At 71.4% G+C, this 12,957-nt stretch carries 14 protein-coding genes; 8 read left to right on the plus strand and 6 right to left on the minus strand.

From position 1 onward, the window contains the following. Positions 1–10 precede the first annotated feature (10 nt). Positions 11–619 carry a class I SAM-dependent methyltransferase gene (locus CRP49_RS29565; protein WP_179851783.1) on the minus strand — a complete coding sequence of 203 codons (609 nt, stop codon included), beginning with the start codon at positions 617–619 and terminating at the stop codon, positions 11–13. A gap of 143 nt (positions 620–762) precedes the next feature. Here CRP49_RS29565 and CRP49_RS29570 point away from each other — a divergent pair, with 143 nt between their 5' ends. The 5 genes from CRP49_RS29570 to CRP49_RS29590 all read left to right on the plus strand — a co-directional run bounded on the left by CRP49_RS29570 (position 763) and on the right by CRP49_RS29590 (position 5,773). Beyond that, entirely contained in the window at positions 763–1,536 is a 774-nt protein-coding gene (locus CRP49_RS29570; protein ID WP_097256091.1) for an MHYT domain-containing protein, read from the plus strand. 48 nt (positions 1,537–1,584) lie between these two features. Next, complete coding sequence (locus tag CRP49_RS29575; protein WP_179851784.1) at positions 1,585–4,107, plus strand: nitrate- and nitrite sensing domain-containing protein; 2,523 nt, start codon at positions 1,585–1,587, stop codon at positions 4,105–4,107. Continuing rightward, positions 4,104–4,541: a roadblock/LC7 domain-containing protein gene (locus CRP49_RS29580; protein WP_094222326.1), complete on the plus strand. Its 438-nt coding sequence runs from the start codon at positions 4,104–4,106 to the stop codon at positions 4,539–4,541. Before CRP49_RS29575 ends, CRP49_RS29580 begins: the two co-directional genes overlap by 4 nt. Positions 4,542–4,559: 18 nt before the next feature. Further along, on the plus strand, positions 4,560–4,973 hold the full coding sequence (locus CRP49_RS29585; RefSeq protein WP_094222325.1) for a DUF742 domain-containing protein: 414 nt from the start codon (positions 4,560–4,562) through the stop codon (positions 4,971–4,973). A 197-nt stretch (positions 4,974–5,170) separates the two neighbouring features. Further along, a complete protein-coding gene (locus CRP49_RS29590; protein WP_097257602.1) occupies positions 5,171–5,773 on the plus strand; it encodes an ATP/GTP-binding protein in 603 nt (200 codons plus the stop codon). Positions 5,774–5,776: 3 nt separating this feature from the next. Here the strand turns inward: CRP49_RS29590 and CRP49_RS29595 are convergent, their stop codons facing one another. Further along, entirely contained in the window at positions 5,777–6,205 is a 429-nt protein-coding gene (locus CRP49_RS29595) for a PPOX class F420-dependent oxidoreductase (RefSeq protein WP_097256092.1), read from the minus strand. Positions 6,206–6,297: 92 nt separating this feature from the next. On the opposite strand from CRP49_RS29595, the gene CRP49_RS29600 reads away from it, so the two are divergent. After that, on the plus strand, positions 6,298–6,711 hold the full coding sequence (locus tag CRP49_RS29600; RefSeq protein ID WP_097256093.1) for a roadblock/LC7 domain-containing protein: 414 nt from the start codon (positions 6,298–6,300) through the stop codon (positions 6,709–6,711). 126 nt (positions 6,712–6,837) lie between these two features. Next, entirely contained in the window at positions 6,838–7,764 is a 927-nt protein-coding gene (locus CRP49_RS29605; protein ID WP_097256094.1) for a DUF6397 family protein, read from the plus strand. Between the two features lie 8 nt (positions 7,765–7,772). Here the strand turns inward: CRP49_RS29605 and CRP49_RS29610 are convergent, their stop codons facing one another. Next, positions 7,773–8,639, minus strand: a complete 867-nt coding sequence (locus CRP49_RS29610; protein ID WP_097256095.1) for an acyl-CoA thioesterase II — start codon at positions 8,637–8,639, stop codon at positions 7,773–7,775. A 19-nt stretch (positions 8,640–8,658) separates the two neighbouring features. Beyond that, entirely contained in the window at positions 8,659–11,172 is a 2,514-nt protein-coding gene (locus CRP49_RS29615) for an RNA helicase (protein ID WP_179851785.1), read from the minus strand. A gap of 145 nt (positions 11,173–11,317) precedes the next feature. Here CRP49_RS29615 and CRP49_RS29620 point away from each other — a divergent pair, with 145 nt between their 5' ends. Then, positions 11,318–12,112 (plus strand): metal-dependent hydrolase, encoded by a 795-nt coding sequence (locus CRP49_RS29620; RefSeq protein WP_097256096.1) that lies wholly within the window; start codon positions 11,318–11,320, stop codon positions 12,110–12,112. A 14-nt stretch (positions 12,113–12,126) separates the two neighbouring features. On the opposite strand, the gene CRP49_RS29625 is transcribed toward CRP49_RS29620, so the two are convergent. Continuing rightward, entirely contained in the window at positions 12,127–12,390 is a 264-nt protein-coding gene (locus CRP49_RS29625; RefSeq protein WP_097256097.1) for a type B 50S ribosomal protein L31, read from the minus strand. 42 nt (positions 12,391–12,432) lie between these two features. After that, positions 12,433–12,909, minus strand: a complete 477-nt coding sequence (locus tag CRP49_RS29630; RefSeq protein WP_097256098.1) for a DUF5709 domain-containing protein — start codon at positions 12,907–12,909, stop codon at positions 12,433–12,435. Positions 12,910–12,957: the final 48 nt, after the last annotated feature.

Here is a 12,957-nt window from a genome sequence, read left to right on the forward strand (position 1 = left end):
GCCCCGACAGTCAGCCCTCGCGCACCGCCATGGCGAGGAAACGGGCATCCTCGTCGACGTACGACGTCATGCGCCATCCCGCGCGGGCCAGGAGAGGACCGAGATTGGCCTCGGCCCGCAGGTCGTCGGGCGTGATCTGCCGCCCCTGACGCGCCGCCAGGGCCGCCCGGCCGATGGGATGGAACAGCGCCAGCATGCCGCCCGGTCGCACCACGCGGACCAGTTCCCGCAGGTTCTCGGAGGGCTTGGGCAGGTGCGCGATCAGGCCCGCCGCGAACACGGCGTCCATGGAAGCCGATCGCAGCGGCAGGGCGGCGACGTCCGCGAGCAGCAGTCGCCCCGCCCGGCCCCGCCCGGCCCGTGCGGCGGCCTGGAGCATCGCCGGGGTCAGGTCGATCCCGGCCACCACCCCGGAGGGCCCCACGGCGGCACGCAAGGGCGTAAGGGCGCGTCCGGTGCCGCAGCCCGCGTCGAGCACGCGGTCGCCCGGGCGCAGGCCCAGGTTCGCGACGGCGGCCGCGTAGGCGGGGCCGTCGTCGGGGAACCTGCTGTCCCAGTCGGCCGCGCGCGCGGTGAAGAACTCCTGTACGTGTGTGTGGTCGTCGCTCATGCTCCGCATGATCCCTCACCGACACGGGGGACGTTCCTGCGCGCATGTTCGAGCTGGACGCGATCGTTCCATCGCCTGTCTGTGTCATATTCCAACACCTTTCGAAATGCGCCCCCTTCGTGCGCCCCTGCCCCGGCTAGCGTCCCGGGGCCATGGGACACCTGGACCACGCCGCCTTCGGCTGGCTGACCCCCGCGCTGTCGTACGTGATGGCCTGCATAGGGGCCGCACTGGGACTGCGCTGCACCGTGCGCGCGCTCGCCACCACCGGCCGCTCGCGCCGCAACTGGCTCGTCACCGCCGCCTCCGCGATCGGGACGGGCATCTGGACCATGCACTTCGTGGCCATGCTCGGCTTCCGCGTCAGCGGCACCGACATCCGGTACGACGTGCCGCTGACCATCCTGAGTCTCGTCGTCGCCATGGTCGTCGTCTGTGCCGGCGTCTTCGCCGTCGGGTACAGCCGGGACCGCAATCGGGCCCTCCTCCTCGGGGGGCTCACCACCGGGCTGGGCGTCGCGAGCATGCACTACCTGGGCATGGCGGCGGTACGGCTGCACGGTCACGTGCACTACGACCCCGTCCTCGTCGGACTCTCGGTCCTGATCGCCGTCGTGGCGGCGACCGCGGCCCTGTGGGCGGGGCTCAACATCAAGTCGCCCCTGGCGGTCACCCTCGCCTCCCTCGTCATGGGGGCGGCCGTCAGCAGCATGCACTACACCGGGATGTTCGCGGTGAGTGTGCGCGTCACCCCCTCCGGAGAGGTCCTGCCCGGGGCCACGGCGATGCAGTTCATCTTCCCCCTCGCCGTCGGCCTCGGGTCCTATCTGTTCCTCACCTCGGCCTTCGTCGCCCTCTCGCCCACGGCCGACGAGCGCGAGGCGTCCGCCTCGGCCCAGCGGCCCGTCCAGAGCGCCGCCCGCTAGCGGGAGCCCGGCCCCGGAGCCCCGACCCACGTCCCGAGCGAGGAGGCCATGCGCCCACCCCGTAGCACCCCCATAGCCGGCACCCCGGCGCAGTCCCCACCCCCGCCCCGCGGCCGCCGAGCACACGCCGGACCACCGGCCGACGAGGACGCGGGCAGGACCCTCGACACGCTCCCGGAGAACGCGTCCCCGCGCGCGGGCCGTTGGCACATGCGCCCCCGCACGGTGCGTGCCAAGGTGGTCTGCCTGCTGATGGTGCCCGTGATCTCCCTGCTCGCCCTGTGGGCGTACGCCACCGTCAGCACCGTCCAGGACGTCGCCCGGCTGCGTCAGTCCCAGCGGGTCGACGCCGAACTGCGCGCCCCGGTGGCCGCAGCCGTCACCGCGCTGCAGACCGAGCGGGCCGCGGCCGTGCGCTATGCCGCCGACCCGGGCGCAGGACGCGGCGACGACCTCGAAGGCCTCGCCGCCCGTACCGACCGCGCGGTGGCCCGGCTGCGGCTCGGCCACGGCAACACCGTCGCCGACAGCCAGGAACTGCCCGCCGGAGTCGGCGGACGCCTCGAGGACTTCGTCACCGGCGCCGAGCACCTGGACGCGCTGCGGAGCGCCGTACTGGACCACAAGGCGGACTGGAGCGAGGTGTACGCGCGGTACACGAACTCCATCGGTACGGCCTTCACGGTGGACGGCGCCCTCACCGGCATCCAGCAGGCCGACGTCGGCACCGACGCGCGCGTGCTGCTCGAATTCTCCCGCGCCGCCGAGGCGCTGGCCCAGGAGGACGCGATCCTCGGCAGCGCGCGCCCGGCCGCGAGCCTGCAGGGCGAACGGCTGCGGCTGTTCGGCGCGGCCGTCGCCACGCGCCGCACCCTCACCGAGGCGGCCGTGAACGACCTGCCCGTCACCCAGCGCGCCGCCTGGCGCGACCTGGCCGGCAGCAGCGCCTATACCGGCCTCACCGCCACCGAGGACAAGATCCTCGCCGCCGGCACCGGCGCCAAGGCGGTGGACACCGCACCGGCGACCGCCTGGAACACCGCCCACGCGCGCGTGCAGGACGCCATGCGGACCATCGCGACGGACACCGGCCGAGCCGTCGCGGGCCGCGCCGACCCGTTCACACGCGGCTTTCTGAGCCCCGCGGGCGCCGCGGTGGTCTTCGGCCTCGCTGCCGTCGCCGCCTCGCTCGTCATCTCCGTCCGCATCGGACGCGCCCTCGTGGTCGAGCTGGTGAGCCTGCGCAACGACGCCCTGGAGATCGCCCGCCGCAAACTCCCCGCAGCGATGCGGAAACTGCGCACCGGCGAGGAGATCGACATCCAGGCCGAAGCGCCCGCCGGACCGCCCGCCGAGGACGAGACCGGCCAGGTCGCCGAGGCCCTGACCACCGTGCACCGCGCCGCCCTGCACGCAGCTGTGGAGCGCGCCGAACTCGCCAGCGGCATCTCCGGAGTCTTCGTCAACCTGGCCCGCCGCAGCCAGGTGCTGGTCCACCGCCAGCTCAGCCTCCTGGACAGCATGGAGCGGCGCTCCGACGACCCCGACGAGCTGAGCGACCTCTTCCGTCTCGACCACCTCACCACCCGGATGCGGCGCCACGCCGAGAGCCTGATCATTCTCTCCGGAGCCGCCCCCGGCCGTGCCTGGCGCATGCCGGTGTCCCTCACGAACGTCGTACGCGCGGCCGTCTCCGAGATCGAGGACTACGCGCGCGTGGAGGTTCGTCAGCTCCCCGAGGCGTCCGTCATCGGCGCGGCGGTCGCCGACGTCACCCACCTGCTCGCCGAACTCGTCGAGAACGCCGCCCAGTTCTCGCCGCCCCACACGCGCGTGCGCGTCACTGGTGAACCTGTCGGCAACGGCTACGCCCTCGAAGTCGAGGACCGCGGCCTCGGCATGGGCGACGACACCCTCGCGGAGGCCAACCGGCGGATCGAGCAGTCCGAGGCCCTGGACCTGTTCGACAGTGACCGCCTCGGACTGTTCGTGGTCAGCAGGCTGGCCTCCCGGCACGGCATCAAGGTGCACCTGCGCACCTCCCCCTACGGAGGCACCACCGCGGTCGTCCTGGTGCCCACCGCCCTGCTGCACTCCCGCACCGCCGAACGCCCCGCCCACGAAGAGACACCAGCACGGCCGGAGCAGCCACGCGCGTACGCGCCCGTGCCCGACCCGCCCCGGCCCCCCTCCGCGGTGACCGCACCGACCGGCCGACCCGCCCTCGCGGTCACCGCTCCGCCCCCCTCGCCCCCCACGCACGAACCCCCGCCCCCCGGAGTCACCGCCTTGAGGCTGCACCGCCCACCGAACGACTCCGAGACCTCCGACGACCTTCCACGCCGCGTGCGCCAGGCGAGCCTCGCGCCCCAACTCCGCCATCAGCGCCCCGAAGAACCGGTGCCGGAACCCGATCCGCGCGGCGACGACCGGCGCACCCCCGAACTCGTACGGGACCGCATGGCGGCCTATCGCGACGGCTGGACCCGCGGCGGCGGCAGACAACCCGGCCGCGGCGCCGCCCCGGAGCCCGAAACGGGCAGTGACAGCACTGAAGGAGACCCGGCATGATCCAGGACCCGAACATGAGTGCCGCCCAGCGATCCGGCGAACTCGACTGGCTGCTGGACGACCTGGTGATGCGGGTGAGCGAGGTACGGCACGCCGTCGTGCTGTCCAACGACGGCCTGGCCGTCGGCGCCTCCACCGGCCTCGCGCGGGAGGACGCCGAGCATCTCGCCGCCGTGGCCTCCGGCTTCAACAGCCTCGCCAAGGGCGCGGGACGGCACTTCGGAGCGGGCGGCGTACGCCAGACCATGGTGGAGATGGACGACGCCTTCCTCTTCGTGGCCGCCGCCGGCGAAGGCTCCTGCCTCGCCGTGCTCACCGCCGTCACCGCCGACATCGGCCTGGTCGCCTACGAGATGGCACGACTGGTCAAGCGCGTGGGCGAGCACCTCTACACAGCGCCCCGCGTCGGCGCCCAGCCGCCCGCCGCCGGATGAGCCGGAAGGGCGCCACGCATGACCGAGAAGCCGACCGACGGCCCGCGCGAGCAGGGCAGCCAGTGGTACGACGGCGAGGCCGGGCCCCTGGTCCGCCCCTACGCCATGACCGGCGGACGCACCCAGCCCGGCCCCACCGGAGTGCGATTCGACCTGATCGCCCTCGTCACCCTCGCCCCCGCCGCACCGGCGGTGGACGACGACACCGCGCTCGGCCCCGAACACCGCGCCCTGGTCGACCTGTGCCGCATCGAGACACAGTCCGTCGCCGAACTCGCGGCCGACGCGGACCTCCCGGTGGGCGTGGTCAGGGTGCTCCTCGGCGACCTCCTGGAGCTGGGCTGCGTCACCATCAGCCGCCCGGTACCCCCGGCCCACCTGCCGGACGAACGCATCCTCCGTGAGGTCATCGAGGGGCTGCGGGCGCTGTAGATGAACGTTCAGAATCCGACGGGCGCCTCGCGGCATCCCGTTCCGTGCGCGTTCCGGAACCGACCGGGCGCGAAACGGTCACATCAAGCGTATTCCGGTCCCATCCCCCGGAGGGATGCCGGAGTTGTCATGATGCTGACTTCCCTTCCCGAGCACCCCGACACCGACCGCAGCCGGCCCTCCCGAGAGAAGTGATCATGGTCTCCGAGCACTCCGACGCCGCCGGCGACATGTCCGCCCTGGCGCTGAAGATACTGGTCGCCGGCGGCTTCGGTGTCGGCAAGACGACCCTCGTCGGGGCCGTCAGCGAGATCCGCCCGCTGCGCACCGAGGAACTGCTCAGCGAAGCCGGCCAGTTGGTGGACGACACCGACTGCGTGGACCAGAAGGTCACCACGACCGTCGCCATGGACTTCGGGCGCATCACTATCCGCTCCGGCCTCTCCCTGTACCTCTTCGGCACACCCGGGCAGGACCGCTTCTGGTTCCTGTGGGACGAACTGGCGCAGGGCGCCCTCGGTGCCGTGGTCCTCGCCGACACCCGCCGCCTGGAGGACTGCTTCCCGGCGGTCGACTACTTCGAGCACCGGCGCATCCCGTTCGTGGTGGCCGTCAACTGCTTCGCCGGAGCGCGCAACTACGGCGCCCACGACGTCTCCCGGGCTCTCGACCTGGACCGGGGCACACCCGTGGTGCTGTGCGACGCGCGCGACCGGGACTCCGGCAAAGAGGTGCTGATCCGCCTCGTCGAGTACGCCGGGCGGATGCACACCGCCCGGCTCCTCGACTCGGTGGGCTGAGCCTCAGGCGGCCAGATCCTTGATCGCCACCACCTTTTCCACGGCTACCCGGACCAGCAGCTCGCCGGGGACGCCGTTGCGGGCCCCGTACTCTTCCGCGCGCTCCTCGCCCATGTACCGGGCGGCGATGTGGGTGGCCCAATGACGCACCTCGTCCAGCTCCTCCGACAGCCGGGCGCGCCCGTGCAGCACCGCGAAGTGGAACGGCGGCCGGTCGTCGTCCACGCACAGGGCGATCCGTCCGTCACGGGCGAGATTGCGCCCTTTCACGGTTTCCCTACCTGTGTTGAAGACCAGGTCGTCCCCGTCCAGCAGGAACCAGATCGGGGCCACATGCGGGCTCCCATCGGCGCTGACGGTGGACAGCTTGCCGGTTCGGGTGCCGTCCGAGACGAACGCCCGCCATTCCTCATCGGTCATCTTCTGTGCCATACGCCCATCCTGCTTGCCCGCAGGCCGGTCGTGGGGAAGGCTGGCGGACAGTTCCTCCAGCCAGGGGGAGACGTCACACGGGGAGACGGAACATGGCGCAGAACCAGGGACTCGGCTGGCTCCTGGACGATCTGACCGGGCGGGTGGACCATGTGCGGCACGCGCTGGTCCTGTCCAACGACGGACTGGTCACGGGTGCGAGCACCGGCCTTCGCCGCGAGGACGCCGAGCATCTGGCCGCGGTCGCGTCCGGGCTGCACAGCCTTGCGAAGGGGTCGGGGCGCCACTTCGGTGCGGGCCGGGTGCGTCAGACGATGATCGAGTACGACGACGCCGTGCTGTTCGTGACCGCCGCCGGCACCGGCAGCTGCCTCTGTGTGCTCAGCGGCGCGCAGGCCGACATCGGCCAGATCGCCTATGAGATGACCCTGCTCGTGAACCGGGTCGGCGAACACCTCGGCGTGGATGCCCGGCAACCCGATCGCGCTCCGCTGGCAGATCTCTGACCTGCGTCTTTGCCTTGCACGGTGGAGTTATCCACAGGCTCGCCACGATGTGCGCCGAACCGGCTACGGTGTGTGCACGGCGAACGCACAGGGCGTGAGCCATCGACTCCACGGGGGAGTACGACCATGTCGGGAAGCATTTACGTCCCCGCCCGCACCGTCACCTGCACGCCGGGCCGCGCAGCTCGTGAACTGGGGCTCAGGCGCCGCGAGTTCGACCTCGCCGTCCATCTCGGCCGTATCCGGACCGTGCCCGACGAGGGGGGAGGCGGGGGTCGCCGGGTCGAACGGGCCGAGATCGACCGGCTGCGCGCCCAGGACGGCTTTCCCGGCACTCTCCGTGAGCGCGTGCACGTCGTGGGTACGGCGGAGGGCGCCGCGCTCATGGAGATCCCCGCGGGCAGGTTCACTCGGCTCGCCCGTCTGGGTCTGCTGGTGCCGGTGCGTTTCTACCTGAACCGCTATCGAGCCGTGGTCTGGCTCTATCTGGCAGAGGAACTACGGCAGTTCACGACCGGCGCCGAGAACGCACACCTGCTCAAGGGCCGTACGCCGGAGAGCTTCAGGGGTCAACTGGCGGCCGGGGTCGACCTTCGGGCCCGTAACTGGCGGGGACGGCAACTCGGATTCCTGACGAGGCAGTCCGAAGACCCATGGGCGCACGCCGGGGTCGTGGCCGCCTTCCTTCCGCCCGTCGACGTCGCGGACGTGGTCAGGGACCCCTATGAGCGTGCCCACCTGAACCGCTTCCGGCCCGCTCCGCCCGACCACGGAGCGCCGGGATCACCGTCCGCGCAATGTGCCGAGCAGCTGATGACGGCACAGGACCCGGACGAGATCGGCTGGCTGCGCAGTGCCCTGGCGCACACGGTGGAGCAGGCGCGCGCCCACTCACCGGCTCCGCGCCCGGCCCCACGGCACACCGCGCCCACGCCACGGCCGATCCCGTCGGCCGTGCCCCGGGACCACGTCTACCGACCGGAGGCACCGCGACCGACCCGCGGACTGCGGGCATGGCTCCGCCGCAGAAACCCCCGGCCCGCCGGGGTCTGAACCCCGCGCTACAGGGCCCGGAACAGACCCTCCTGGACGACCGAGACGAGCAGCCGCCCCTGCAGGTCGTAGATGCGCCCGCGGGCCAGACCGCGCCCGCCTGTGGCGATCGGGGACTCCTGGTCGTACAGGAACCACTCGTCCGCGCGGAACGGCCGGTGGAACCACATGGCGTGGTCCAGCGAGGCCATGTCGAAGTTCCGCGCGGCCCACAGCGGTTCGACCGGGATGCGGACCGCGTCCAGGAGGGTCATGTCGCTGGCGTAGGTCAGCGCGCACGTGTGCACCAGCGGGTCGTCACCGAGCGGACCGACCGCACGCATCCACACGGCGCTGCGCGGCTCGCCCCCCTCGATCTCCTCGGCGTGCCAGCGCAGCCGGTCGACGTAACGGATGTCGAAGGGCTGGCGGCGCGCCATCCGCTCCAGCTGCTCCGGCAGGGCGCCCAGATGCTTGCGGATCTCCTCGGTCACCGTCGGCAGGGACTCCGGGTCCGGCACGTCACGGGCCGGCGGCAGCTGGTGCTCGAACGGTCCTTCCTCAGGCTTGTGAAAGGAGGCGGTCAGATTGAAGATCGTGCGGCCCTGCTGCACGGCCGTGACCCGGCGTGTCGTGAACGACCGCCCGTCGCGGACCCGCTCCACCTGGTACACGATGGGCACGCCCGGCCGGCCCGGGCGCAGGAAGTACGCGTGCAGCGAGTGCACCGGGCGTTCGCCGTCCGTGGTGCGCCCGGCGGCGACCAGTGCCTGGCCCGCCACCTGGCCGCCGAAGACCCGCTGCAGGGACTCCTGCGGGCTTCGGCCACGGAAGATGTTGACCTCGATCTGCTCCAGGTCGAGCAGGTCGACCAGTCTCTCGGCCGGGTTCGTCATCGGTGGGATTCTCCTGTGCTCAGAGCTGGCCGACATCGGTGACGCGCACGACCGCACGGCCCTCGGCGTCGGAGGCCGTCAGATCGATCTCCGCGCTGATGCCCCAGTCGTGGTCGCCGTTCGGGTCGTCGAAGATCTGGCGGACGCGCCAGAGGCCGTTCTCCGGCTCCTCCTTGATGACCAGCAGCTTGGGGCCGCGGGCGTCGGGGCCGGTGCCGAGGTCCTCGTACTCGTCCCAGTACTTGTCCATCGCCTCGCCCCACGCCTCGGCGTCCCAGCCGGCCTCGGCGTCCATCTCGCCCAGTTCCCCCACCTGGTCGAGGGCGGCCAGCTCCACGCGGCGGAACATGGCGTTGCGGACGAGTACCCGGAAGGCACGCGCGTTCGTGGTGACCGGCTTGACCTCGTCGGCCTTCTCCTGGGCCTGCTCGGCGGTCATCTCCTCCGGGTTGGCCAGCTGCTCCCACTCGTCCAGCAGGCTGGAGTCCACCTGGCGCACCATCTCGCCGAGCCACTCGATCAGGTCCTGCAGGTCCTCGGACTTCAGGTCGTCCGGGATGGTGTGGTCGAGGGTCTTGTAGGCGCTGGCGAGGTAGCGCAGCACGATGCCCTCGGTGCGGGCCAGTTCGTAGAAGGACACCAGTTCCGTGAAGGACATCGCCCGTTCGTACATGTCCCGGATGACGGACTTGGGCGACAGCGGGTGGTCGCCGACCCACGGGTGACTCTTGCGGTAGGTGTTGTACGCGTGGAAGAGCAGCTCTTCCAGCGGCTTCGGGTAAGAGATGTCCTGGAGGCGCTCCATGCGCTCCTCGTACTCGACGCCGTCGGCCTTCATCGCGGCCACGGCCTCGCCGCGCGCCTTGTTCTGCTGGGCGACGAGGATCTGCCGAGGGTCGTCCAGCGTGGACTCGACCACGGACACCATGTCGAGGGCGTACGACGGCGAATCGGGGTCGAGCAGTTCGAAGGAGGCGAGCGCGAACGTGGACAGCGGCTGGTTGAGGGCGAAGTCCTGCTGGAGGTCGACCGTGAGCCGGACGATGCGGCCCTCGGCGTCCGGCTTGTCGAGCTTCTCCACGATGCCGCCGTCCAGCAGCGAGCGGTAGATCGCGATCGCGCGCCGGATGTGCCGCAACTGCTGCCTGCGCGGCTCGTGGTTGTCCTCCAGGAGGTGACGCATCGCCTCGAAGGCGTTGCCGGGGCGGGCGATCACCGACAGCAGCATCGTGTGGGTCACCCGGAACCGCGAGGTGAGCGGCTCGGGTTCGGACGCGATCAGCTTCTCGAAGGTGTTCTCCGTCCACCCGACGAAGCCCTCCGGTGCCTTCTTGCGCACCACCTTGCGGCGCTTCTTCGGGTCGTCGCCGGCCTTGGCGAGGGCCTTCTCGTTCTCGATGACGTGCTCGGGCGCCTGCGCCACGACGAGTCCCGCCGTGTCGAAACCGGCCCGGCCGGCCCGGCCCGCGATCTGGTGGAACTCACGAGCGCGCAGGGTGCGCACCCGGCTGCCGTCGTACTTGGTCAGCGCGGTGAACAGCACCGTCCGGATGGGCACGTTGACGCCCACGCCGAGCGTGTCCGTGCCGCAGATGACCTTGAGCAGACCGGCCTGGGCGAGCTTCTCCACCAGGCGCCGGTACTTGGGCAGCATGCCGGCGTGGTGGACGCCGATGCCGTGGCGCACGTAACGGGAGAGGTTGCGGCCGAACTTGGTGGTGAAGCGGAAGTTGCCGATCAGCTCGGCGATCTGGTCCTTCTCCTCGCGCGAGCACATGTTGATGCTCATCAGCGCCTGCGCCCGCTCCACGGCCTGCGCCTGGGTGAAGTGCACGATGTACACGGGGGCCTGCTTGCTCTCCAGCAGGTCGGTGAGCGTCTCGGTGAGCGGGGTGAGCTGGTACTCGTAGGAGAGGGGCACGGGGCGGGTGGCCGAGCGGACCACCGCGGTGGGGCGGCCGGTGCGGCGGGTGAGGTCCTTCTCGAAGAAGGACACATCACCCAAAGTGGCCGACATCAGGATGAACTGCGCCTGAGGGAGTTCCAGCAGCGGGATCTGCCAGGCCCAGCCGCGGTCGCCCTCCGCGTAGAAGTGGAACTCGTCCATCACGACCTGGCCGACGTCCGCGTGCTTGCCGTCGCGCAGCGCGATCGACGCCAGTACCTCGGCGGTGCAGCAGATCACGGGCGCGTCGGCGTTGACGGAGGCGTCGCCGGTGAGCATGCCGACGTTCTCGGTGCCGAAGAGCTTGCACAGCTCGAAGAACTTCTCCGACACCAGCGCCTTGATCGGTGCCGTGTAGAAGGTGACCTCGTCCCGGGCCAGCGCGGCGAAGTGCGCGCCCGCGGCGATCATGCTCTTGCCGGAGCCGGTGGGCGTCGAGACGATCACGTTCGCCCCGGAGACCGCCTCGATCAGCGCCTCCTCCTGGTGGGGGTAGAGCGTGAGACCGCGCTCCTGCGCCCACGACTCGAAGGCTTCGTACAGGGCGTCGGGGTCGGCGGTCGGCGGCAGCTGATCGATGAGGGTCACGCACCCATCTTGCCTGGCCTTCTCCTCGAGAGGGGAATCGGCTGCGGATGCGAAGATCACGGCCGCTACGCTGTGTCGCCGACGGCGCGTCAGTGCACCGGGTCAACTGGACAGCGGCACACGAGGAATGGGGCGGGAAGCGGCCATGATGGGACCAGCACACTCACTGTCGGGGGCCGCGGCCTGGCTCGGCGTCGGAGCCGCGGCCGCCGCGGCCGGGCACCCGATGCCCTGGCCGGTCCTGCTCGTCGGCGCGCTGATCTGCGCCGGTGCGGCGCTCGCCCCGGACCTCGACCACAAGGCGGCCACCATCTCGCGGGCCTTCGGACCGGTCTCGCGATGGCTCTGCGAGATCGTGGACAAGCTGTCGTACGCCGTCTACAAGTCGACCAGGAAGAAGGGCGACGCGCGGCGCTCGGGCGGCCACCGCACGCTCACGCACACCTGGCTGTGGGCGGTCCTCATCGGCGCCGGCAGCTCCGCGGCGGCGATCGCCGGTGGCCGTTGGGCGGTCCTGGCGATCCTCTTCGTGCACATGGTGCTGGCGATCGAAGGTCTGCTGTGGCGGGCGGCCCGGGGCTCCAGCAGCGATGTCCTGGTCTGGCTGCTCGCGGCGACGAGCGCCTGGATCCTCGCGGGGATCCTGGACAAGCCGGGCAACGGCTCCGACTGGCTGTTCACGGCGCCGGGGCAGGAGTACCTGTGGCTGGGGCTGCCGATCGTGCTGGGCGCGCTGGTGCACGACATCGGGGACGCGCTGACGGTCTCCGGCTGCCCGATCCTGTGGCCGATTCCGTTGGGCCGCAAGCGCTGGTACCCGATCGGGCCGCCGAAGGCGATGCGGTTCCGGGCGGGCAGCTGGGTCGAGCTGAAGGTGCTGATGCCCGCGTTCATGCTGCTCGGGGGAGTGGGCTGCGCCGCGGCCCTCAACGTGATCTGACGTTCCCGGCCCGGTCAGCTCCCCTCGCCCGGCTCCGTCCCGCCGTACCGGCGCTCGAAGCGGGCGACGCGGCCCTCGGTGTCCACGGTGCGGGCCTTGCCCGTGTAGAAGGGGTGGCTCTCGGAGGAGATCTCCACGTCGATCACCGGGTAGGTCTCGCCGTCGTCCCACTCGATGGTCTGCTCGCTGCTCGCCGTGGACCGGGTGAGGAACGCGTAGCCGGCGGCGCGGTCGCGGAAGACCACCGGGTGGTACTCGGGGTGCTTGTCCTGCTGCATGGCGGCTCCTCGCGCGGGGCGGTAGGGCAGGGGGCGTCCTGGTCAGCCGGAGAGGGAGTCCTCGTCGACGATGTGCATCGCGGCCTCCTCGGCGGATGCGGCGGCTCCGTCGATGCCTACGTCGGTGGCGATGAGGGCGCTCTCCTCGTCCTCGTGGGCGCCTTCATCGGGGGCGACCAGCCGGCCGGAGCGGCGCCCGCCGACCTCGTTGTCGAGCAGTTCGCCGTCGGCCTCGCAGTCCCCGATGCCGTCGCCGTCAGGCGCGACGTTGTCCGGCAGCTCCTCGGCGAGCCGCTGGTCCAGCGTTTCCCCGGAGAGACGTTCGCTCGCCGTCACCCCGGTGTGCTGGACCGCCCACGGCCGCTCCGGAGGGGACCAGCCACGGTCCAGCGGGTCGTCGACGCCGTCGAAGTCCAGTGTGTCCTCGACGTCGAGCACGCCCGAGTCCTCCCGGACCTCCGAGGCATCGGAGGCATCGGGCTGGTAGACGTCGTCCCCCCATCCGTCGGCGCTGTCCACGGGTACCTCCAGGTGGTGAGGACGGCCTCGTGCCCCGGCGAGGGGCAG

Origin of the sequence: Streptomyces sp. Ag109_G2-15 (assembly GCF_900215565.1) — a bacterium.
GTDB lineage: Bacteria > Actinomycetota > Actinomycetes > Streptomycetales > Streptomycetaceae > Streptomyces > Streptomyces diastatochromogenes.

What these genes read in the sequence shown, in the direction of transcription:
- CRP49_RS29565 (WP_179851783.1), bottom strand. Translation starts at nt 619, where the DNA reads ATGCGGAGCATGAGCGACGACCACACACACGTACAGGAGTTCTTCACC.
- CRP49_RS29570 (WP_097256091.1), top strand. Translation starts at nt 763, where the DNA reads ATGGGACACCTGGACCACGCCGCCTTCGGCTGGCTGACCCCCGCGCTG.
- CRP49_RS29575 (WP_179851784.1), top strand. Translation starts at nt 1,585, where the DNA reads ATGCGCCCACCCCGTAGCACCCCCATAGCCGGCACCCCGGCGCAGTCC.
- CRP49_RS29580 (WP_094222326.1), top strand. Translation starts at nt 4,104, where the DNA reads ATGATCCAGGACCCGAACATGAGTGCCGCCCAGCGATCCGGCGAACTC.
- CRP49_RS29585 (WP_094222325.1), top strand. Translation starts at nt 4,560, where the DNA reads ATGACCGAGAAGCCGACCGACGGCCCGCGCGAGCAGGGCAGCCAGTGG.
- CRP49_RS29590 (WP_097257602.1), top strand. Translation starts at nt 5,171, where the DNA reads ATGGTCTCCGAGCACTCCGACGCCGCCGGCGACATGTCCGCCCTGGCG.
- CRP49_RS29595 (WP_097256092.1), bottom strand. Translation starts at nt 6,205, where the DNA reads ATGGCACAGAAGATGACCGATGAGGAATGGCGGGCGTTCGTCTCGGAC.
- CRP49_RS29600 (WP_097256093.1), top strand. Translation starts at nt 6,298, where the DNA reads ATGGCGCAGAACCAGGGACTCGGCTGGCTCCTGGACGATCTGACCGGG.
- CRP49_RS29605 (WP_097256094.1), top strand. Translation starts at nt 6,838, where the DNA reads ATGTCGGGAAGCATTTACGTCCCCGCCCGCACCGTCACCTGCACGCCG.
- CRP49_RS29610 (WP_097256095.1), bottom strand. Translation starts at nt 8,639, where the DNA reads ATGACGAACCCGGCCGAGAGACTGGTCGACCTGCTCGACCTGGAGCAG.
- CRP49_RS29620 (WP_097256096.1), top strand. Translation starts at nt 11,318, where the DNA reads ATGATGGGACCAGCACACTCACTGTCGGGGGCCGCGGCCTGGCTCGGC.
- CRP49_RS29625 (WP_097256097.1), bottom strand. Translation starts at nt 12,390, where the DNA reads ATGCAGCAGGACAAGCACCCCGAGTACCACCCGGTGGTCTTCCGCGAC.